The organism is Wolbachia endosymbiont of Tettigetta isshikii (genome assembly GCF_041154185.1).
Lineage (GTDB): Bacteria > Pseudomonadota > Alphaproteobacteria > Rickettsiales > Anaplasmataceae > Wolbachia.
The window spans coordinates 64,560-87,833 of sequence record NZ_JBFTEN010000002.1 but is presented as its reverse complement, the minus strand read 5'-3'; the positions used below and the strand labels follow the sequence as shown (position 1 = coordinate 87,833).

The window sequence follows — 23,274 nt, the reverse complement described above, 5'->3', positions numbered from 1 at the left end:
CTCACTCTCTAATCCTGCAAATTGGCGTACTATACTGTCTTGAACGACTTATAAGCGCGTTTCAGCTTGTATAGGCAAAAACCTAGAAGTCTAGGTGAAATTAATAAAGACATGAGGTGCACATAGTGCAAAAAATTAAACATAAGACGCCAACCGTGATACTTTCGTCGTTTAACCTGCGCAGATTGAAGCTAAGTGAATAGCTTCAATGCTATAATAAGGGTAACGGCGGAGGTTGTCAAGTAGTTTTTTTGTTTCTACAATTTGTTAGTTCTTCAAACTCATCAATTAAAGTTCTCATGTCTTGCGGTAAATCAGAGCAAAAGTCCATATATTCCTTGCTCTTTGGGTGATATAATCCTAGCTTATAGGCATGTAATGCTTGTCTATTGAAGACACAAATAAAATCGGAGCTTTTAGCGTATTTTGCGCTTTTACTGCTATTTTTTCCGTAGACTTGGTCACCAACAATAGAATGTCCCATGTGACTCATATGTACTCGAATTTGGTGTGTTCTGCCCGTTTCCAAAACACATTTAACTAGGCTTGCTTTTCCTACAACTTTCTGCACCAAATAATGGGTAATTGCCAGTTTTCCTGTGGTTTTCGTTACATACATCATTTCTTTGTTGCTACGTTTTGGAGCAATATTAGTTTTTATAGTTCCCTGGTTAGAAGGCAATATTCCCCAAACTACTGCTAAATATTCCCGCTTTATCTTGCGATTTGAAAGTAATTCAGACAAAAAACTATGGGCTTCTTCATTTTTTGGAATTACCATCAGCCCACTAGTGTCTTTATCGAGCCTATGAACAATTCCTGGTCTTACGTGGGTATATGGAATTTTACCAAGGTGAGCAATAACTGCGTTCAAGAGCGTATCATTATTTGTCTCAGCACCTGGGTGCACTGTTAATCCACTTTGTTTATTGAGAACCATAATGTCCTCATCTTCGTAGATAATATCAAGTTTTATGTCGTGATTAGGCTCAATCGATGTGGATTCGTTATTAGAAGTAAGATGCACAACATACTTCTCATCTGGTTTTACCATGTGATCGTTATTAATTATAGGTACGCCAAGTAATCTCACTTGCCCATTTTGTATCAATCTCTGCGCTTTACTGCGTGATATGTTGCACTTTTCAGCGATATAGGCATCCAACCTTAATTTTTCCCCATTACTATCAATATTTAAGGTTACATCTATTGCAATTACCACACGCACGCTGCTTCAAATGCTGCTTGAATATTTTTATCTACGAAATCAACTTCTGTACTAGGAAGATCACCTTGTTTTTTAATATGGCAAATTGTCTGGGAACCATCTTTCCAGTGGATTATTATCTTATTGTTAAAATTCCGCAACGTTGCCTTTTCTCCAAGCTTAATGGATTCTAATACGTAATATAAAAATTCACTTGGTTTGCTGTTAATTTTTTCTTTTCGTTCCTTTACCTCTGGAGAAAGGCTTTCCTTTAACTTGGCATTTTCCTTTCGTAACTTTTCTATGTATTCTTGCTCTTTTAAATTTTTATTTTCTTCTTCTAGCATTTCTTTTTCACTTTGATGCAAGCCATTAGAGGCAGTGCTGCTAGTTTCAGAACTGATGCCACTATCAGCTTTGGTTTGATTACTTTCCTTTTCTTCTAATGCTCTCTCCAATGCCTTTATTTTCTTTTTTAGCTGCCCTATTTCTTTTACTCCTTCTGACCAATCAACTCGTTGTGTATCAGGTTCTTTATCACTACTTGCCTGTTCGCCTTGAGGTAATGAGCCATTTTCTCTAGGTGCATTAGTTAATCTTTTATCTGTAAAAGATGCTCCCATTAACCCCATACGTTCTCCAGGTTTAAGTCTGGCTACTCTATCTTCTAAAGTCTCTGCTAGCCTATTTATATTGTCTACTAAATCTTTTATACTGACCTCATCCAGTTTGTTTTGTACCTTCTTTCCAACTTCCTTACATAACTCATCAACACTTTTGCCAATGTCCACCAGACATTGAATTATTGCTTCATTTGCAGTTGCTTCTACTCCATCTAAATTTTGTTTTATGATCTTCTCTAAATTATTCAGTAAAGCTTTAATATGTTTTTTGTTTCTTCCAGAAACTTATCAACACTACTATTAAAGTGATTCTCAACTCCTTTGAATCTCTCATCTGCTATGCCACAAAGCTTACCACCTACTTCTTTAACAACTCCAATCAATCGAGACATCGGATCATTCTCCTCCTTACTTTCAAATTTATTTTCCATTACTGATACAACGCTACCTTTTCTGCACGGAAGTAGGATATCCTCATTATCGAATCTTTTAACGGTATTACATGCATTATCTACTTCATTATTTCTTAGTTTGCTTAATATTATGCATGCACCAACAATAGCTATAACACTTACTGCTGCAATGAAAGTCCATTGTTTCCAGCTTTGAATATTGACAAAGCAAAATTTTATCAATGCACCAACTACAGTTAGACCACTTAGCACATATGGCACAGTAAGCAAAACAATTTTATTTCTATTCTCTTGTCTTTTGTTCTCCAATATTTCTCTCTGTCTTCCAGAAATTGGTAAGACTATAGAAAAATTTTCTTTTTTGTTGCCTATAAAGCTCGTGTCTGGAACAATTTCTATTGTCAATGCATTTTGAGCAATCTCATTTATTCCATCACTTTCTCCGCCTCTAATCTCTCTATCTATTGTATTCTTGCCATTTTTTAATATTTCATCTTTTATTTCTTGCTTGTGTGCATGCTTTATAACAAGAGAAGCTAATAAAATTTTTCCAAGAATAACATAAGCAAGAGCATAGGCTGGCATTGCTCTTGAATTAAGAATATTTGTAATGAAGCTCATATCATGACTAGTGACTACGAATGCAGCAACATAGGCTAGGGAAAATTAAAGCCAAGCATTCACAGCTACTATAGGTAGAGTATTATTTACAGAATATTTCTTTGTTGCACACCATGCTTTAGTGAAAAAGCCAATAGCATCATTTATATTACCCACATTGTGAGTTACATTAATACCTGAGAGTAAAGTACCTGAGTTCATAAACTTCCTTACATCTTAACTAAATTAGTTATACATTAATAACAATGTAAAAGCAAGCTTTTTAACTTAAAGTCGCGTGCCAAGGCCTGTTTGAACGTACTTTACTAATCTTTATGTCACTATTTGTTAACCAAACAGAATGTGTGCCATATGTTTCTAAATCGGCGTGTCTAATAAATGTAGTATTACAAACTGGATAGTTGAATTTGCTCAACTGAATTATTAAGTCAACTCTGTCACAACTTTCTACAACCTCTTCTTCTTTATAAGCAAGCAGAACTGATTTATTATTCCCTTTATTATATATGCAGCCATAATCACTACACTTTAGTTTTTTGTTTGAATTATTGTATTTGGTATGATTTAAAATTTGATTCTGCCTGTTTTGCTTTGCCCACGTTCTGACAACAAAGTTCCTATTTTTTCTAGTGAGAGAATATAGCAAATCATCACTCTCCTTTACTGCAACATTATCAGCACTGACTAGAATATCAGGAGTTCTATATATAGCGCTGAAGAAAATACCCAGCACAATAAAGAAAATTCCAAAGAAACGCCAATTTCTTTCCCAAAAGCACAGCCACAATAACCCAAGTGTTGTTATGATAACTGATGAGGCGGGAAAAGCGCGAATGGGAATAACCAAATATTGAAAACTAGCGATTGCATTTGTTATATACAAAACACTGTCAATTGGGCGCTCTATGAGCGGCGCTATAATCCACTCAATGCCTAAAGGAATCAATAAACATAGATTATTCCAAGCGGAATAATAATTAATGTAACTATTGGTATAGCAATTAAATTTGTGATGATGCCGCTGATTGAAAGGTAATTAAAATTGTATACCGTGTATGGAACAGTTGCTAAGCTTGCTATTACTGAGCTGATCATTATTGACACAAAGTATTTCACTATTTTTATTTTGAAAAGCTTGTTGGCATTCATCTGATAACTAGCAACCAGTGCCAAAACGGCAGAAAACGACATCTGAAAGCCGGGCTTTAAAATCGCTTCTGGTTCTATTATAAGTATCACCGAAGCAGCAAACGCAATTGCTATTAATCCACGATATTTCCTCTCTATTATTATTGCAACAAGTACCAAGATCACCATAATATACGCGTGCTGTGCAGAAATTTGCATACCGGTGACCAGCAGATAAAATGTGGTTGGCAAAATGGTGAAAAATGCAGATATTTTCTTGGTGTTATACTTAAGAGTTAAAGTTTCAGATATTGCAAATAAATTACGAAACACTATAAAAACAGGCCAGCAACGAATGATAAGTGCAGACCAGATATAGCAAACAAATGTGCTATGCCTGAATCTCGTATTGCATCCATAGCTTTTTGGTCTATTCCATCCTTTTTACCGATCAGTAATGTGGAGATTATGTCCGCATGTGGTCTTTTGATATTTCGCTGCAGGTTTTCATAAATATATTGACGGAAAGACTCTATATACTCTTGAAATTTCCTTGCTTTAGCCTTTTTATGCAAAGCTATTTTGCTCGTTACAAAGCCTGTAGCACTTATTTTCTGATAATAGGCTATTCTTGCAAAATCATATGCATACTCCGAAGGTTCGATCTTTGGCGGAAAAAGCTTTGCTGACAATTTTATTTGATCGCCTATTTTAATGCCTTTTTCTACTTTAGTTCTAACTGATATTCTTATGTTGTCTAAAGCAATGTGGCCAGTGCGTGACGCTGGAATTTGTGTATTTTTTTCTGGATCCAAGTGTCTGGGCGCTGGGATAACAGAAGGAAGCTTTTCAACAGAGAGCAGAAACTGTCTATATGAGCCCTTATTGCTAATATCCTTTACTGTAGCAACGATATTTTTTACATACCTCTCCTTATCAAGAATTTGAGTATCAACTAAAGCTGTTCTCAGCTTGCTGGCTGTAAACCCTACAAGCACTGCAATCAAGGTGATACATAATATTGTATACCTTTTGTACAGTATTGCAATTAGAATTAGTATAGGTAAAAGCGAGAGAAAAATAGATGTAGTAAAAACACAGCTTGGTTCAGAGCTTAAAGAGAAACAGGTCAAAATTCCTACACATTGACATACGGGAAACCACAGTATCAAGTTATATTTCTCGCTGCGTAGGTTATTGCGTATATAACCGGCTGTGATGTCAAGAAAAGTCAATAAATACATAAAATGTGTGCAATAGTAGGATTTTATTCTTTTATTTTTTATTATTGTATATATAATAACTAAATAAACAACGACGCGGGGTGGAGCAGCTCGGTAGCTCGTCAGGCTCATAACCTGAAGGTCGTAGGTTCAAATCCTACCCCCGCAACTTGATTCGGTCGTCATCCAACAAAAACAAAAAAACTACTTGACAAGTTTCGCCAGTTTCAATATCAATGGTATTGAAGGTATTCAGTTATCTTCGTCTGTGCAGATTAAACGACGAAAGTATCACGGTTGGTGTCTTATGTCTTTATTAATTTTACCTAGACTTCTAGGTTTTTCCCTATACAAGCTGAAACGCGCTTATAAGTCGTTCAAGACAGTATAGTACGCCAATTTGCAGGATTAGAGAGTGAGCAACTTCTACAACACGATTCTTTTGTCTTTTTTTTCTGCTTAGTAAGTTTCTTAGCACTTAAGCTAAGGTTATTTACAGTTTAAGAGCAGCTAATACCAACCTTTGTAGTTTAAGCTACACTGAGAACGATTGGCAGTGAATCTTATTTGAGTGGTAAGACGTTACTTCTTGAAGTTGTTTAACTTCAGCTTGAGTAAGACCAGTGGATTCAAATATTAAGTCAATAGATACACCGGCTTTAAGTATGTTCTCTGCTATTTCGATTTTTCCTTCAGTTTTTTCTTTTTCAATACCAACTTCAACACCTTCATCAAATTTTTGGTTAAGACAGATCATCTTCACGTTTCTTATCTTGATCATACGTAAAACGCAGTTTTTCGATTTCATCAATAGATAACCCTGTTACTTTAGCAATGGTAGCAACATTCATGCCTTCAGCAAGCATTGCTTTTGCCACTTCGATTTTCCTTCAATTCTACTTTGCATGATGCAGGAAAAATTGTCATCCTAACGCTTTTTATCATCATAATATATAGCTCGTTCTTCCTTAGTCCAATTATATCCAACTAACTCATTATAGGCCCTGCATATAACCTCATCACTCCCCACTATTTTTCTTAGATCTTCTTCAATAGTCTCACTTGCGTATTTAAAAAAGTAACACCATTTTTCAAATATATTGTCTAATTGATCTTCTTTTGTTTTTGAAAATTTTGGCAATTCAATAAAGATAAATTTAAAATCTTTTAAGTAATGTCTATAGGTTTTTATATTAAGTATGTGATGAGTGGAAACATGTTCAGGCTCCTTAGGAAATAGAACGAAGTCAGTGATAGCAATGAAGATAACTTCTTTAAGGTCCTGATATTTGCCACCTACGTCGGCTTGGCTAAAATAAGCTCAAGCAGCATAGTACTGTGCACGTTTTTCGAATCCAGTCGTTCTAGCAACTTGCATTTCGACGATTACTTGTACTCCATTTTTGCTACTGCAAAGTACATCGACAATACTCTCCTTTTTAGAGGAAATATCGGGTTTTAAAATGTGGTTTAAGAACTCCACGTCCTGTATTTTGCTTCACCAGTGAGGTTTAGAACATCTTTGAAAAAGTGAATAAGGATATCTTTATTTTTCTCAGTACCAAATATACGCTTGAATGCATAGTTGTTTTTTGGATCTAGAAATTTTGACAAAACCATAAGAAATTCACTTAAAAAGCATTAGTAATTATACACTATTTTTTGCAGATCTTCAATTCTTTTGTGTCTGACTTTTTAAGTCTCGGATGTGTTGATCAAAAAAAATGATCTACGCAGATGGCTTTAGAATAGCATTTGATACTTTAGACGCTTTTGTACATCTTTTTGTAAATTCCTCTACAAAGCACCTTAAAACCCCAAGCCATGAGCTTGCAGCTGTAATAGATACCAAAAAACCCTATTTTTAGTTTGGGAGGCTAATCTCCTAACAAAAATACGAGCGTGAAAACTCAATTACGATTACCTACCATCGTGAGGACAGGTTTATTAACCTCCCACATTTCATATTATAAAGATCTTGAAACTCAATATCAACATATTTTAGTGGTAAATTTACGTTAAAAAATAGCAAACGCAGTATCGGCTAAGGCTGGAAGCTATTTTTCTGCTTAGTTTAGGCTATACAAAGAAGCTTAATGATATTATTACATATTAGGAGGTACTTTAAAAAGCCGATAGTACGAAACTTGAACCTGATATTGTTAAAGCAAGCGTAGGAAAATGCATGCACATAAATATTGAAGCATTCCTTGGTTTCATCGCGTTAATTACATCTCTAATTGGATTATTACCGCAAGTATATAAAGCATATTTCACTAAGCTTACTTGCGACATATCGATGCTGATGTTGGTAAATTACCTTATTTGTTCACTGTCTTAGATTGGCTACGGTCTTTGTCAGAGTTCAACTTTTGTAATACTTAGCAATGTTGCTTGGTTAGTAATTAGTATAATATCAATTATTCAAAAATGTTATTATGATGTAAAATCTGCACGAAGCATTTCATAATCATGTACAACGCTGTAGTATACAACAACAATATCGTTCTATCGTGGTATTGAATGGAGAAATACCTGATTCGTCGTTTTTTAAACAAAGCATACCTATTATTGCTGTAGATGGAGGAGTAAATAGGCTTTTATCAATTGACGTACAGCCTGATCTTGTAATAGGAGATTTAGATAGTATAAATCTGAATTTACGTACAGGTTTAAGCACAGTATATTTACCTGATCAGGATTACTGCGACTTTTCTAAAGCGATGGCTCACTTAAAAACAATTAAGTTACTGCCATCAATAATAACTGGTATTACTGGAGGAGCAATTGATCATATACTGCAAAATATTAACGTTTTTCTAAGTACAGGTAGTATCTTTTACACGCCTGCACCTCCCATGATAGGATACATCTTAAAAAAAGGTATTACCCATTTTTCTTTGCCGAAAAATACTAAAATATCCTTACTTGGTATACCGAGAGCTCAAATATCAACTAAAGGATTAAAATGGGAGCTATCTATTGATAAGCTTGCTTTTCTAGAAAAAAATTCTTGCTTTAATCGAAGTTTAAGCGATAGGGTATCCATAGAAGTGCATAGCGGTATATGTCTAGCAATGGTGTATTTAGAAGCAGTAGATGATGCTGGAGCATCTTAAGTTAAGAAGCGAAGGTTAGAAGGGTTAATCCTCAATTGCCATGAACATGCTGATTAATATGAGCAGGAGGTTTCACGCTTTCCAAATGGCTATCTACTTTCAATTGCTTTCTTAAATTTTGTTTTATTTTTGCTTCGAACTTAAATCCTAACTTTTCGCAGAATTTTTGAAAATATTCTTTTATGACATCAAACAGACTCTTGCCACCATCTTGATAGCTTTCTAGCTCCTTGGGAATAGTAAGTGATAATTTACCTTTTTTATACGTTACACCATCTTTGTCATCTTGAGACTCAAGTGTAAACTCTAGTGAGTCATTCAACTGACATATAACCGCTTCTTTTGAGTCACAATCGTGAGTTAGCAATTTAGTGTCTGTTATAGATATTTCGTTATCGGATTTGATACTAACACAGTTTCTATTGATACAGTTGATGTGGATAGTACCCTGACTTTGAAGCATTAGCTCATGTGGAAAAAGTGCAGGAGCGAGGACGTTTGTTACTAGCCCTCCACCATAGTAAGAAGACTGATTACAGTTAGTAACTAGCTCCTCTAAAATAGAATTGCTTGGAACTGTTGCTTTAGCGTATTGGAACATTTCCTTAAAAATCTCCTTTGCAATTGGGCGATAATTATTGTTTTTCTTTACTTCTTCTTTTAGTAGAAAAACTTTCTCTTCGCTGCTGTAAAGCTTTTTCCCATATGTATTAGTTCCTTTATCAATTAGACTGTGTTTGAGTCCTCTCCATGAATACTGCTTCCAAACTCCTTCAATCAAAGTGCTAATTAAAGTTTTGTCTATAATTCTCTCATTGATAACAAAATTCATTCTTGGGAAATCTGCATACATAGTTGCACCGGAGTTTGCTCCTTTGTTATCTTCTGCAGCTCTTAGTTTGCTGAAATCAAATTCTTTGGCTTGAGCTTTCAATGTAGCTATTGGATTTTTCTTTGCCTCTGCCATAATGTTTTTCTCTGTTAATACTCTATAAATTATATTATAAAAATTACTAATAATTCGATAACGGTGCCTGATGTGTAGACTAAGATTTTTCTTTGGTTTAATACAGATGTACGGTAAAAGAAATTTATGACGAAAGAATCACTAGTTAAAACTGATGTAGCACAAGTTGAAGATAAGAAAGCAGTAAAAGGCTTTTTTAAAATACTAGGTGAAGTCGCAGATGCTGTAAGATCGTGGGTTGGCAATATTAGCCCTGATTTAAGCAGTAGCCGCGATATCGATAGCTTGGTCTTGAAGATGAACGAGTGCTTAAACCCAAAGGGAGGGGAGGTCTCAGCACGTAAGAACACCGTATCTCTTGGTAATCTGTATTTAAGTTTATCGGGAAAGGGTAAAATAAAATTTTTGCAGACCCTGGCAGAAAAATTCAGTCTGAATAAAGCGGAAATAGATGAAAAAATAAAAGAATATAGGGAAAATCAGAATCACGATTTAAACTATAAATTTGAACAGGACTTGATAAAAGTCCTTGAATCACCGCGTTCTAAAATATTGAAGCAATTTATTTCTTTGCCGGAAGGCCTTAAGTTTATTGTCGATATGCGTTCTGACGTGCTTAAGTTAAAGAACCAATATAAAGAGCTCAATCGACTAGAAAGTGAACTGAAAAGCATACTTCTCTCCTGGGTTGACGTTGATCTACTTGATCTTCGTCAAATTACCTGGGATTCACCTGCATCGTTGTTAGAAAAACTTATAAAATATGAAGCTGTGCATAAAATTTCCTCTTGGGATGACTTAAAAAACAGGCTGGATTCTGATCGTCTATGTTTTGCCTTTTTTCATTACAAAATACCAAATGAACCTCTAATTTTTGTAGAAGTTGCATTGGTGAACAAAATTGCAGATAGCATTCAACATCTCTTAGGTGAGTCGGTACCTTCAAGTGATCCAAGCAGTGCAAGCACTGCCATATTCTATTCAATATCAAATACTCAAGCGGGGTTGTCTGGAATCAGCCTGGGTAATTTTTTGATTAAAAGAGTTGTGGAAAAACTATCGCAGGAGTTTAAGAGTATAAAAACATACGCAACGCTTTCTCCAATACCTGGCTTTACAAAATGGCTGAAAGAAAGTTTAAGCCAAGATATTACTTTATTGAGCAAACTGAATATAAAGCAATCTAGTGCAGAAATTTTAAAAAGCATAGAGCAGTTAAAAACCAATACTGAATGCGAAAAACAATGCTTGCTGAAGCTCTGTGCACATTATTTGTTAAAGGTTAAAAACAGTAGTGGAGGTGCTTATGATCCGGTAGCACATTTTCATTTAAGTAATGGTGCATCAATAAAACAGCTAAACTGGATGGCAGATACTTCTGAAAAGAGCATTAGTCAGTCAGCTGGAATGATGGTGAATTACCTATATGAATTGTCTAAAATAGATAATAATCATGAGAGTTATATGATTAATAAAGTGATTTCTCACTCGAAGCAGGTACTATCTGCGTTAAAGGGGAAGTAAGTAATTGCCCTTGCAGCACTTCAAATGTAAAATAGTTCTACTTAAATATGTAGAATAGCCATCAATGGATAATATAAGAAACTTTGCAATAATAGCACATATAGATCACGGGAAGTCAACGCTTGCTGACCGCTTGATAGAAGAATGTAATGGTCTTGAAGCAAGAGAAATGACCAATCAAGTGCTCGATTCAATGGAAATAGAACGCGAACGTGGAATTACAATCAAAGCACAGACTGTAATGCTCAACTACACTGCAAATGATGGGAATCAATATTGCTTGAACCTTATGGATACCCCAGGTCATGTTGATTTTTCATATGAGGTGAGTCGAAGCTTGGCTGCATGCGAAGGTTCGCTTTTAGTGGTGGATAGCAGCCAGGGAGTTGAGGCTCAAACTCTTGCGAATGTATACAAAGCTGTTGACAATAATCATGAGATAATAGTTGTGCTCAATAAAGTTGATCTCCCTGCTGCAGATCCAGAAAGGGTAAAACTTCAGGTTGAAGAAGTAATTGGTATTGATGCAAGTGAGTCAGTTTTAATATCGGCAAAGACTGGACTTGGAGTAAGGGATGTACTCGAAGCAATAGTGACGAAACTTCCAGCTCCACAGGGTGATGCAAACGCTCCACTGCAAGCAATTTTGGTTGATAGTTGGTATGATCCTTATCTAGGGGTAGTGATTTTAGTGCGAGTTAAAAATGGAGTACTAAAAAAAGGTATGAAGATTGTTATGATGTCCAGCAATGCTACATACCAGGTGAATAATATCGGTATTTTTACTCCTAAAAAGGTAATGACGGTTGAACTTTCAGCAGGTGAAGTTGGTTTTATAACTGCTTCAATGAAAGAAGTGGCGGACTGTAGGGTAGGGGACACCATCACTGAGGAAAAGAGGCCTTGTAATGAAGCACTGCCTGGATTTAAAGAAGTGCACCCTGTGGTATTCTGTAGCATTTTTCCCAACAAAACAGATGACTTTAAATATTTAAGAGAAGCACTGGAAAAACTACATTTAAATGATGCTAGCTTTACATTTGAGGCTGAAACCTCAAATGCGCTGGGTTATGGATTCCGTTGCGGTTTTTTGGGAGTGTTACACCTTGAGGTTATTCAAGAAAGGCTTGAGAGAGAGTTTGATTTAGACCTAACAGCAACCGCGCCGAGTGTTATATATAGGGTTACAACACGAAATGGTGAAATTCTGAACATTCATAATCCAAGTGATATGCCAGGCCCAACAAAGGTTGAGATGGTAGAAGAGCCTTGGATTACCGCAACCATAATGTTGCCTGATCAATATTTAGGAGAAATTCTATCTCTGTGTAAAGAAAGAAGAGGAGAGCAAAAAGATCTATCTTATGTTGGTAGCACAACAACAGCACTGATGAAGTATAAGTTACCGCTATCTGAGGTTGTTTTTGATTTTTACGATAGGCTAAAATCAATTTCTAAGGGATACGCGAGTTTGGATTGGGAAATTTCCGATTATCGGGAAAGTCAGATAGATAAATTGAGCTTTTTAGTTAATGGAGAGCCTGTTGATGCATTGGCATGCATTGTTCACAAAAGTAGAGCAGAAAAAAGGGGACGTGAAATATGTGCGCGCTTGAAGGATTTAATACCACGTCAGCAATATAAGATTGCAATTCAAGCAGCAGTGGGTAGCAAAATTATTGCCAGGGAAACGATTAATCCATACAGGAAGGATGTGACAGCTAAACTCTATGGTGGAGATGTAACGCGAAGAATAAAGCTTTTAGAAAAACAAAAGAAAGGTAAGAAAAGATTGCATTCTATAGGAAATGTCAATATTCCACATAATGCTTTTATTCAAGCTTTGAAGATAAATGACTAGTAGTATCTACTTTCATGACACCCTCCTGGTATGCTCGAGTCATAGTGTTCGTACAGCTATGCAACTTACTCAAGAAATTTGCTCAATGGTAAAATTTGTCCTGATACGCTACAATCTTCAGAAGCTAACTCCACAAATTTGTCTGTTAGTTTATCAGGTAGCACTAATTCAGGCGTATCCTTTCCAGGAAACGCTTGCTTGTACATTTCGCTGTCAACAGGTCCTTCTGGATATACAGCATTCACGCACAGCTTTGTATGTTTTGTCTCAGATGCATATATCTTTACCATGATTTCTAGTGCAGCTTTACTTGCAGCATAAGGTACCCAATACGGATAAGAGGAAGGATAAAGCGTTACTTCTGAAGTCATGAATATCACTCTTCCAGAATTAGATTTTTTCAGCATCGGATCTAAGTTTTTTAGCAAGTACCAATTGGCAGTGAAATTTGTATTCATTACATTCTGTAACTTCTCAAGCTCACAATCATGAACAGGATTCAATTTACCTAAAATTCCAGTACACGCAACTAATATATCAAGAGCCCCAGACTCTGATAATTTTAGGCTTTCTATCATGTTTGTTAGTATCTTTATGTTTTCAAAGTCCAAAAGATCAAGTTGAATTAGCTTAACAGAGCCTTCTTTGAATTCTTCAAATTCCTCAATTTCATTGTACAGTGGCTTGAGATGATCAATAGACCTTGAAATTAAAATTACAAACGCACCTTCCTTTACAAACCTTTTTGCAACAGCAGAACCAATTCCACCTGAAGCTCCGGTAATTAAAGCTATTTTGCCTTCTAACTTACCCATTCTTTCTCCTTAGCGAGACTCATTAAAACATTTTAGCTGAAAATTAAACTTTGCTCCATATATAAAAATTAAACTCACTATATAGAAAAATAGTAATGATACTACCACACCGCCCAAACTTCCATATATTAAGTCCAATTGGCCAAAGGAAGCTTTTAAGTATTGTTTGAAAGCTGAAGCAGAAGCTGTCCAGAGCATAACAACTACACAAGATCCAGGAAACACGTCTGGCATATTTTGTTTTACGCTGGGTAGCATAAAGTATAGCCAGGAAACCACTATAAAAAGTACAAATTCGATGAGGAGATATTTAGTGTAACTTAGTCCATTATAGGAAAAATCAATCAGCATTGGCACTAATGTAGAGAACACTATAGTCAGAGTTATAATGAGCGTAATTACTAAAAATTGCAATATACTGAGCACCCTTCTCAATATATAAGGTGGCGAAACTGGAACTTTGTAGGCTTTATTCAATATTGTTCTCAGCCCTTCAATCGTTGACGAGGCTGTCCAAACAGCACCCACAATTGCCAAAGTCAATAAATTCTGTGGTGGACCAGATATTATCTCCCTAATACGCGGCATTAAGGATGCTAAAATGTCCTGTGGCATGTGATCAATTATAAATGCCCAGCCGATGTTATATTGGTCTAAGAAATTTGCAAATGTTGACGCTAAAGCTATTAAAACGATGAGAAAAGGGAATATTGACAATAGGATTAAAAATGATAAATATCCGGCATGCTCCATTCCGTCATTATAAATTGTGTCAATCAAAGCACGGTAAAGACAATAAATAATGCTGTAAAACTTCTGTAGTAACTTATTCACTATATATAAATAAACCAAGTAAGATATTCTAAATGAAATAAAATATATTTTTAAGCAAAACCTTCTAATGACACTGAGAATTGTCATATTTTTTGCTGCTCTAAGCACTCTTTTTAAGCAAAATAAGATTTATGTCACTCCACTGGCCATAGAAACAGAACAAAAAACTACTTGACAACCTTTGCCGATACCCTTCTGTGCAGATTAAACGACGGAAGTATCACGGTTGGTGTCTTATGTTTAATTTTTTGCACTATGTGCACCTCACGTCTTTATTAATTTTACCTAGACTCTAGGTTTTTCCCTATACAAGATGAAACGCGCTTATAAGTTGTTTAAGACAGTATAGTACGCCAATTTACAGGATTAGAAAGTGAGCAACTTTTACCACGGAATTTCTTTTGTCTTTTTTTCTCCATTTGGTAAATTTCTTAAATATTTTTTACTAAAGTGGTATCCTGGATCCCAGTATCAAGTACTGGAATGACAAGAAAGAAAGGTACTTGGATGACAGGAGAAAAGGCTACTTGGATGATATCCTGAAGATTTAAAAAACCGTCATTTCGCTAAGCGTTAGCGGATGGGATACCCCAAGCATTTTACGGTGCCCTATGCGTTTCTCCTAAACCATAATGCAAGAGATCTAATGAAATAAAAGTCATTTCTTTGTGCAACAAAAAAGCAAGAATTTCAGGATGATTTACTTAGTCCTTCATCTAATTGTTTAAATAACTACCTTCCTATATTTGAAAAACTATAGACACAACTAAGAAGTGTAGGGGAGTTGCTATATTAGATCATCAGATGAGTGATAATGATTATGATTGTCTGACAAGCGATCTCCAACATCGTGATCTAACTCGCTCGCATCAAACTCAAATAAAGAAGGGCTATCGTCGGATTGTTGAGCAGGTTGTTGTTTCTCTTTAGAGCCAAATAACCATGAAAAGAATGATGAAATGGAACTAATAATGTAGTCAAGCGCTTGAAAAATAACTGATTGCTGAGTGCCTTGTTGGCTCTCTTCTACCTTTTCTTCCTTTGAGCCTGTATATTCTACTTTATTCAACTCTTCCTGACTCTGTGGTTTTTCTTTCTCTGATCCTAAATTCACCTTTGAATTTGGCAATATTGGTTGATGCTCCATTGGTTTCTCTGTGTCCGTATGTTTCACTTCATCTACGTCTTTTTCAGGTTTGCTTCTTCTTATAAGAGTCTTATCTAATCGTTTGTGTATATTCTTGTTTTGATTATCAAAATATATGCTATTTATATTATTCTTTTCATCCAAACGAATCGATAAAATACCATTCCCCAATCCATCACATTCACTAATATTTGAATTTAAACCATGGTCCATAGTGCGAATATTCATCTACACCAAGCTGCTTGCAAATAGCTCTATAGTTTTTTTCTTCTGCCTCTTGCCCGATAACATTCGCTATGAATTCAGTATCAATCAAATGCAAATTCCGTACTGCTTTTGCTGATGAAAAACGTAATTAAAATATATGACCTAGCTCATGACCTAGAACAAAATCCATTGAGTCTTGTTTGTATGTTAAAATATTACGGTAATCTGTTACTCCTCTTATAATATAACCTGGACCACCATCTGCATCTATATTTAGAAGATCGTTGTACTTTGTATAATCGCTTCTATTGTTGAAAATATAGACTGTGATATCGTAACTTGCATTACTATTTTCCATGCAAAATTTTTCCTTGAATGCCTCATATGCGTTTTTAATGTCCGTTTCTATTTGATTTTGCTCGTGCTTGGATAAGTTATCGTATTTCACAGTACAATTTATATATCCGTGTTTAACGGTTAAACTGTTGGGCAGTACATTGTGTATATCAGCGGGAGGATAGTGAAACTGCTTTGACTCAGCTTCTTTGTACAACAGATTTCCATATTTCACACCAGAATACTTCGGCAGTACAGGCACTTTGGTAATTAACTTTCCACTACCATCAAAAAAAAGAAATATCGGTACCCAAAATCTTACGACTTTGTATAGATTTACCGCAAGTGCCATCATTTGCACAGTCATGACGATTTTTTGTTGCTTCCATTTCTCACACCTCACTATTAAAGCTTAACTATATTAGCATTTCAGTAAAAATTATAATAATTCATTAACTCATACTTCAGATTTAGTCAGATGGAAGAAATTGACACACTACAAGGACCAAAACAAGAACCAGCATAATTAAAAACGACAGAAATAGCTTTACTCCACTGCTGAAGGAGGAATAATTACCCGAAGGCCCGATTAAGTTACTGAACCCTGGACCAGAGTTTGTAAGCGTCGCAGAGACTGCGCTAATGCTAGTTATAAAGTCCATATTGCCTAAGTAAGACATCACTATTGATGATATAGTGAACGTTAATATGTAAATTGCAAAAAACGTAAATATAGAGTGAACTTCGTCATCTTCTAGAATTTTACCCTATCACCTGCATTAGGATCTAATAAAAGGCGAAAGCGATTTCCTATAGATCTTAAAAAAACAATCAAACGGAAGATTTTGATTCCACCACTTGCAGAACCTCCACATCCACCAATAAAGGTTAGAAAAAAAGCTAAGACTGAGATGAAGCCCCAATCGACATAATTACACAACACATAGCCAGTTGATGTAATAAAAGAGGTGATGGTAAATGTGCTATATCTAAATGACAATGATATTCCTAAATCAACATTTCTGTACAACCAAAAACAAGCAAATAAAGATGAGATAATAACTATCCCAATAAAGTAAGAGACCTGTTCATCGCGGTAAATGTCTAACCGTCTTATGATTTTTAAATAGCTAAGAAAAGGTATAGAAACCAAGATCATGAAAATGATTGTTATAACTTCTAGTAAGGGATCATTATAGCGCCCTATGGAATCGTTATAGTTAGCAAATTCACCAGTTGATACAGCGGACATTCCGTGGCATATTGCATCAAATAATGGCATACCAGCTAGAAAATTTTTCCACTCGTAGCCTAGATACTTATTAGTAATAGAAGGAATGACCATTGTTAAGCTAAACACCAATAGAAATACCCCAATAATAAAAGCAATTGAACGCAACGTCCGCAAGTGCTGATGATTTTCCATAGAGTTACTTTTCAGAGCAAAAAGATATTACACTATATCATGAACTTTTGCTGAAACTTTCTTTATGTCTTCACTTGAAAGTGGGATCAGACCGAGCTTAGATAGGTACCCATCTTCAGCACTGATAGAATCGATAACTTCTCTAATGAACTCTCTTAATCCATCAACGGTATTCAAGTGTTCTTTCTTTATATAAAGATATAGAGGCCTTGCTAATATATATTTTCCCGATGATATATTTTCATAAGTTGGCTCAATTGCTGCAATTGTGCTTCCTTGTATTTTATCCTGGTTCCTGATCAAAAAACTAAAACTAAATATTCCCAAAGCGTTCTTGTTGCTTTTCAACTTTTGTATTATTATGTTTTCATTAATTCCAACTTCCTTATACCTTCTATCGTCCCTTATACTGCTACAAGCTTTCTTTCTTTCTTCCTGATCTTCATAATTCTCTTTGAAAATCCTTGAATTCATGCATGAGTATTGATCGAGCATAATAGAATTAATCAAAGTTTCGTACGTACCTGTATTTTGATGTGGACCATAAATTTCAATTTCTGTTTTTGGTAAGGCCTGGCTTACATCAGACCAAAGCTTCTTATTATTTTTTACCAGCTTACCATTCTCTTGAGAATATGCAGACAAAGTTTCAAATAAATCCTTTTTTGAGAAGTCAAATCTATGGCTTTGATTAGAGTTTGCGATTACAACTCCGTCATAGCCAATAATAATCTCTATCATTTCATCAACTTTATTCCTTTTGCATAGCTCCCTTTCTGCATTTTTTATAGAACGAGACGAAGCAGCAATATCTGGCGTGTCTTCCCCTATACCTGAGCAAAACATTTTGAACCCTGGCCCACTTCCTATTGATTCCACAACTGGAGTTCTAAAGGAGAATACACGGTTGAAATCCTCAGCTATAAATGAGATAAAAGGAAAAACAGTTGAAGACCCAACAATTCTGATATATTTCCTCGCATCAGCATTTGACAGCGGCATGAACACTGTGAATATAAAAATCAAGAGAAAGCCTCTAAGCATCGTTTTTAGTTAAGAACATAAGCATATTATTATAACAAAAGATCAAACTGAAAAGCCCTAATTTTCTTCTATGATTAAATTTCTTGCATTACCTTTCATCATCTTGAAAAACCTAAATTACTTTAGCTGTTATACACAGAAAGCAAATGTTACCCAACAGAAACAAAAAAACTACTTGACAAATTTCAACAATTTCATTATTATAACATTAAGGGTGTTTCTGACTCAAAACTTGTTTTTGATCTGCAGGCTCAATGACAAAATTCAGTAAAAAACTCAGGGTATTTTTGGCCGATTGTATCAAATTATAGCGCCAATTTAAAGTATTATAGAGTCAAAACTTGCCATTCGCGGTTTCTTTACCTTTTTCTCCATTTGGTAAATTTTTAAATATTTATTACTAAAATAGCATCCTGTATCCCAGTATCAAGCACTGGAATGACAAAAAAAAAGGGAGCGCTACTTGGATGATAAAAAAGACTACTGGTGTATTTTCGTATCAGAAAACACTCGCTAAGGTACTTTTTGGCCGCTTAACCGCTACATCCTTGACAGCCGAAGTCTAAAACTTTATCACCAAGTTTAACAAATAAGTGGCCTAGCACTATCAATTTTATAGGTTTATCTTCGTTATGTGCTCAGAGCTGAAGAAGGAATTTTATATGCAAACCTTTTGTTTGAAGGGAGTTTTACGCTAGCAGTTAATCCTTGCAAGGATATCATTTCATTATTAGTTATCTTTACTTCTACTCTATAGGATCCGGTTTTAGGCTCAGCAATTTTACTGATGAAACTCACTTTACCCTCTAGTTTCCTTCCATCTAGCAAATTAACTTGAGCTGCACTACCTAGCTCTATTTTATTTATTTCATTTTCTGAAACGTATAACACTACAAGAATTTGATCAAAATTAACTATGTCAGCTATTTTGTGCCCAGCGTTAATGAAATCCCCTTCATTTGTATTGATCGTATCTATATAACCATCGATAGGGGACTTAACTGCAATATTTTCTAAATCCAACACTAGTCTATAACAAACGGATTTTTATTGCCCATATGACTGGGTAAAGTTGCAAAATCACACAAATAAAAAATTTTTAAAAAACATAGTTGATAATAGGAATATCAAGTGTAAGTTAAAATAAGCGGTAAAAATGGTATCGTAACAACCAACATCAAAGATAAATTTGGCCAAGAAGCAGCCGCATCAAAAATAGTATAGTGAAAGGGTATAATCCATGGATAGATACTAATTCCTAAGCCTAAATACCCCATAAAAAAAATAGCAATACTGAGAAAAAATGGACGGTGCTCCCGTTTAGCATCCTGGAGATCAAACCACAATATGAAAAATAGCAAAGATGTTAGTAGCGGAACAAAAAATAAATAATAAAAATTCGGTACACTAAACCAAAAGTTTTTAATATCCTCATTTAAAAATGGTGTCACTATACTACTAAAAGCTATGCAAAAGGTCTATTTTCATTAACTATAAACGGCGTTTTGTATCTGCTGCAATGACCTTACTTCCAGCCTGCTGGTTTTTACATATTGAATTGCAAGTACTAACGCTTTACTTCCAGACGCTGTGGTGCTATAAGCTATATTTTGCAAAATAGCAGCTCTTCTAATGTCCTTACTGTCTGAGACTGATTTGACGCCTTTTGAGGTGTTGATCACTAGATTTATTTTTCCGTCTTTAAGCATGTCAACTATGTGGGGCCTGCCTTCTCTCACTTTATTTACAGCTTTTGCAGCAATGCCGTTATTGTTCAGATGCAAAGCTGTGCCTTTAGTGGCGTATATTTCAAAACCCAGCCCCTTCAACATTCGTGCAACTGGTAATATATATTCTTTATCATCATCTTTTACTGAAATCAAAGCTTTTCCTTCTGTTGGCAACTTATATCCTGCAGCCATGTAAGCTTTTACAAGCGCAGCCTCAAAGGATAAATCGATTCCCATTACCTCTCCTGTTGACTTCATTTCCGGACCGAGCAGAGTGTCAATTTCCGAAAAACGTGTAAACGGAAAAACAGCAGCTTTGACTGCAAAGTGATCAAGAGATTTCTTTTCTTGGTCTAATTTTTTGCCTAGAATAACTTGCGTAGCAAGCTTTGCTATAGGAATATTGACTACCTTGGAGATAAAAGGAACTGTACGGCTAGCTCTTAAATTCACTTCCAGTATATATATATTGTTCTCTTGAATGGCAAATTGAATGTTTATCAGGCCTTTCACTTTCAATTCAAAAGCTATTCTTTCAGTTTGCAATTCAATCTCTTTTACGACTTCATCACTCAGCGTGTTTGTTGGTATCGAGCAAGTTGAATCACCAGAGTGAACTCCGGCTTCTTCAATATGCTCCATAACTGCTGCAACGAAAACTTTTTCTCCATCGCATATAGCGTCAACGTCAACCTCAACTGCATTGACTAAGAACCTATCAAGTAGCAGCGACCCGTGTTCAAAAATCTTAGTCTGATCTAGTACATATTCTTTAAAGCTCTCAATATCGTGCTTAATCGACATAGATTGACCACCCAGAACGTAGGATGGCCTGACTACTAACGGAAACCCCAACTTCTCTGCATTTGCTAATGCTTCTTCCACTGAATGACAAATAGAGTTCTCAGGTTGTTTTAAATTAAGCTGCAAAGCAAGGTTTTTGAATCTCATACGATCCTCAGCAAGATCTATAGAGTCAAAAGATGTACCTAAGATATTAAAACCCCTTTCATTTAGTATTTTGGCTAACTTTAAAGGCGTTTGACCACCTATTTGCACCATGACACCTACTAGTGTACCATTCTCTTGCTCTTTGTTTAGTATTTCAAGCACATCCTCTACGGTTAGTGGAGCAAAATACAAACGATCAGCAGTATCATAATCAGTTGAAACAGTCTCGGGATTACAATTAATCATTATTGTTTCATATCCCATTTCTTTGGCAGCAGAAACTACATGCACGCATGCATAGTCAAACTCAATACCCTGACCAATACGGTTTGGTCCACTACCTAAAATGACAACCTTTTCTCTGTCAGAAACGTTCGCTTCGCACTCTGTCTTATTTATAACGTCTCCTTCATAACAGCCATACATGTACGCAGTACCCGATTCAAACTCGGCTGCACATGTGTCTACACGTTTATAAACCTGATGAATGCCAAATTTTTTCCTTATTGCTTCAATCTGTTCTATTTTTTTGCTACTTAATTTTGCCAACCTTGCATCTGAAAATCCCACTTTCTTTAGCTCTAGTATTTCATACGCGGTTTCAGGCAAACCAGCTTCTTTAATTTTTTGTTCAGCTAAGATGATTTGCTGTATATTTTGCAAAAACCACAAATCGTACCCTGTAATCGAATTTATTTCTTCTATGCTTATTCCATGACGTATTGCGTCTGCAGCAATCAGTAATCTGTTTGGTAGCAGTTTTGCTAATTGAAATTTTATATGATCAACATCTGTACCTTCAGAGAACACTTCATCAAGTCCCGTGAGACCAGTTTCAAGTGAACGAAAAGCTTTTTGTAGTGACTCATTAAAAGTGCGGCCTATAGACATTACTTCCCCCACCGATTTCATGGAGGTTGATAGCTCACAATTCGTTCCCTTAAATTTTTCGAATTCAAAACGAGGAATTTTAGTGACGATGTAATCAACCACTGGTTCAAATGCAGCAGGTATAATTGGCGCACAATCGTTGCGTATTTCGTCAAGTGAATAGCCGACAGCAAGCTTAGTTGCAACTTTTGCTATTGGATAACCTGTTGCCTTTGAGGCCAGCGCAGAAGAGCGAGAAACCCTTGGATTCATTTCAATTACAACAAGGCTGGCATCTTCTTTGGGATTAACTGCAAACTGGACATTTGCACCACCTGCACTAACATCAATTTCTCTCAGAACTGCTATAGATGCATTTCTCATTTGTTGGTACTCTGCATCACGCAGAGTTAAAGCAGGAGCAACAGTAATGCTATCACCTGTATGAACTCCCATGGGATCAACATTTTCTATTGAACAGACTATTATGCAGTTATCTTTGCAATCACGAATAACTTCCATTTCGTACTCTTTCCAACCGATAATAGATTCATCTATCTGAACTTCATTTATTGGCGAAATTTTCAGAGCATTCTCCGCAATGTTGATAAACTCCTCTTTATTGTACGCTATGCCACTACCTGCACCCCCAAGAGTAAACGATGAACGAATGATTGCAGGTAACCCTATATAATCCAGAGCTTTCTTTATTTGTCCTTGATTTTTTATAATAATGCTTTTAGGGTATTTTAGCCCTATTTTATCCATAGATTGGCGAAATAGTTCCCTATCCTCAGCTTTTTTAATTGCTTCTCTATTCACGCCAATGAGCTTTACGTTATATGCATCCAATACCCCATCATCTGCAAGCTTCATTACACAATTGAGCGCGGTTTGCCCGCCCATCGTTGGTAATATTGCATCTGGCTTCTCCTTAATTATGATTTTTTCTATGATCTCAGGTAGTATAGGTTCAATATACGTTGCATCAGAAAACTCGGGATCTGTCATTATACTTGCAGGATTGGAGTTTACCAGAATGACTTTATAACCTTCGCTCTTTAATACCTTACAACTTTGAGTTCCTGAATAGTCAAACTCACACGCCTGACCTATAATTATTGGACCTGCTCCTATTACTAATATAGATTCTATATCTGTACGTTTTGGCATAATTATAATGACGATCTCGATTTAGATAATGTTACCAATCTTTCCTGTATATGTG

17 protein-coding genes, 1 tRNA gene and 3 pseudogenes are annotated in these 23,274 nt (G+C 35.7%); 5 read left to right on the top strand and 16 right to left on the bottom strand.

The window, feature by feature from the left end:
- Positions 1–238: 238 nt before the first annotated feature.
- The 5 genes and pseudogenes from AB6N09_RS01045 to AB6N09_RS01025 form a co-directional block, all read right to left on the bottom strand.
- Positions 239–1,216, bottom strand: a complete 978-nt coding sequence (locus AB6N09_RS01045) for an RluA family pseudouridine synthase (RefSeq protein WP_411131114.1) — start codon at positions 1,214–1,216, stop codon at positions 239–241.
- Positions 1,216–1,998, bottom strand: a complete 783-nt coding sequence (locus AB6N09_RS01040; protein WP_411131105.1) for a hypothetical protein — start codon at positions 1,996–1,998, stop codon at positions 1,216–1,218. The genes AB6N09_RS01045 and AB6N09_RS01040 overlap by 1 nt, the downstream gene beginning before the upstream one ends.
- A 77-nt stretch (positions 1,999–2,075) precedes the next feature.
- Positions 2,076–2,864, bottom strand: coding sequence for a hypothetical protein (locus AB6N09_RS01035; protein ID WP_411131104.1), 789 nt, complete (start codon positions 2,862–2,864; stop codon positions 2,076–2,078).
- A 45-nt stretch (positions 2,865–2,909) separates the two neighbouring features.
- Complete coding sequence (locus AB6N09_RS01030; RefSeq protein ID WP_411131103.1) at positions 2,910–3,065, bottom strand: hypothetical protein; 156 nt, start codon at positions 3,063–3,065, stop codon at positions 2,910–2,912.
- A gap of 61 nt (positions 3,066–3,126) precedes the next feature.
- Positions 3,127–5,236, bottom strand: a pseudogene (locus AB6N09_RS01025) (ComEC/Rec2 family competence protein).
- A gap of 74 nt (positions 5,237–5,310) precedes the next feature.
- On the opposite strand from AB6N09_RS01025, the gene AB6N09_RS01020 reads away from it, so the two are divergent.
- Positions 5,311–5,384 (top strand) — tRNA-Met (locus AB6N09_RS01020).
- A gap of 366 nt (positions 5,385–5,750) precedes the next feature.
- Here the strand turns inward: AB6N09_RS01020 and AB6N09_RS05725 are convergent.
- Positions 5,751–6,835: pseudogene (locus AB6N09_RS05725) on the bottom strand (Rpn family recombination-promoting nuclease/putative transposase).
- 565 nt (positions 6,836–7,400) lie between these two features.
- Here AB6N09_RS05725 and AB6N09_RS00995 point away from each other — a divergent pair.
- Together AB6N09_RS00995 and AB6N09_RS00990 are read left to right on the top strand one after the other, a co-directional pair.
- The gene (locus tag AB6N09_RS00995) at positions 7,401–7,556 is read left to right on the top strand and encodes a PQ-loop domain-containing transporter (RefSeq protein ID WP_411131099.1); all 156 of its coding nucleotides are present in this window, start codon (positions 7,401–7,403) and stop codon (positions 7,554–7,556) included.
- A 109-nt stretch (positions 7,557–7,665) separates the two neighbouring features.
- Entirely contained in the window at positions 7,666–8,334 is a 669-nt protein-coding gene (locus tag AB6N09_RS00990) for a thiamine diphosphokinase (protein ID WP_411131113.1), read from the top strand.
- A gap of 31 nt (positions 8,335–8,365) precedes the next feature.
- On the opposite strand, the gene AB6N09_RS00985 is transcribed toward AB6N09_RS00990, so the two are convergent.
- On the bottom strand, positions 8,366–9,301 hold the full coding sequence (locus tag AB6N09_RS00985) for a hypothetical protein (protein WP_411131098.1): 936 nt from the start codon (positions 9,299–9,301) through the stop codon (positions 8,366–8,368).
- Between the two features lie 126 nt (positions 9,302–9,427).
- Here AB6N09_RS00985 and AB6N09_RS00980 point away from each other — a divergent pair, with 126 nt between their 5' ends.
- Entirely contained in the window at positions 9,428–10,825 is a 1,398-nt protein-coding gene (locus AB6N09_RS00980) for a malonyl-CoA decarboxylase (RefSeq protein ID WP_411131097.1), read from the top strand.
- Positions 10,826–10,889: 64 nt separating this feature from the next.
- Positions 10,890–12,686 carry a translation elongation factor 4 gene (gene lepA, locus AB6N09_RS00975; protein ID WP_411131096.1) on the top strand — a complete coding sequence of 599 codons (1,797 nt, stop codon included), beginning with the start codon at positions 10,890–10,892 and terminating at the stop codon, positions 12,684–12,686.
- Positions 12,687–12,751: 65 nt separating this feature from the next.
- Here the strand turns inward: lepA and AB6N09_RS00970 are convergent, their stop codons facing one another.
- From AB6N09_RS00970 to carB, 9 genes and pseudogenes are all read right to left on the bottom strand, one after another.
- Positions 12,752–13,501, bottom strand: coding sequence for an SDR family oxidoreductase (locus AB6N09_RS00970; RefSeq protein ID WP_411131095.1), 750 nt, complete (start codon positions 13,499–13,501; stop codon positions 12,752–12,754).
- Between the two features lie 9 nt (positions 13,502–13,510).
- Entirely contained in the window at positions 13,511–14,335 is an 825-nt protein-coding gene (locus AB6N09_RS00965; RefSeq protein ID WP_411131112.1) for a YihY/virulence factor BrkB family protein, read from the bottom strand.
- 787 nt (positions 14,336–15,122) lie between these two features.
- Complete coding sequence (locus AB6N09_RS00960) at positions 15,123–15,710, bottom strand: hypothetical protein (protein ID WP_411131094.1); 588 nt, start codon at positions 15,708–15,710, stop codon at positions 15,123–15,125.
- A gap of 127 nt (positions 15,711–15,837) precedes the next feature.
- Positions 15,838–16,380, bottom strand: coding sequence for a hypothetical protein (locus AB6N09_RS00955; RefSeq protein ID WP_411131093.1), 543 nt, complete (start codon positions 16,378–16,380; stop codon positions 15,838–15,840).
- Positions 16,381–16,779: 399 nt separating this feature from the next.
- Positions 16,780–17,451: a potassium transporter TrkG gene (locus tag AB6N09_RS00950; RefSeq protein WP_411131092.1), complete on the bottom strand. Its 672-nt coding sequence runs from the start codon at positions 17,449–17,451 to the stop codon at positions 16,780–16,782.
- 27 nt (positions 17,452–17,478) lie between these two features.
- Positions 17,479–18,495 carry a substrate-binding domain-containing protein gene (locus AB6N09_RS00945; RefSeq protein WP_411131091.1) on the bottom strand — a complete coding sequence of 339 codons (1,017 nt, stop codon included), beginning with the start codon at positions 18,493–18,495 and terminating at the stop codon, positions 17,479–17,481.
- Positions 18,496–19,028: 533 nt separating this feature from the next.
- Positions 19,029–19,527 (bottom strand): annotated as a pseudogene (locus AB6N09_RS00940) (efflux RND transporter periplasmic adaptor subunit); the annotation flags it as partial.
- A 95-nt stretch (positions 19,528–19,622) separates the two neighbouring features.
- The gene (locus tag AB6N09_RS00935) at positions 19,623–19,949 is read right to left on the bottom strand and encodes a cytochrome d ubiquinol oxidase subunit II (protein ID WP_411131111.1); all 327 of its coding nucleotides are present in this window, start codon (positions 19,947–19,949) and stop codon (positions 19,623–19,625) included.
- Positions 19,950–19,982: 33 nt separating this feature from the next.
- Positions 19,983–23,219, bottom strand: a complete 3,237-nt coding sequence (carB, locus tag AB6N09_RS00930) for a carbamoyl-phosphate synthase large subunit (RefSeq protein WP_411131090.1) — start codon at positions 23,217–23,219, stop codon at positions 19,983–19,985.
- Positions 23,220–23,274 lie beyond the last annotated feature (55 nt).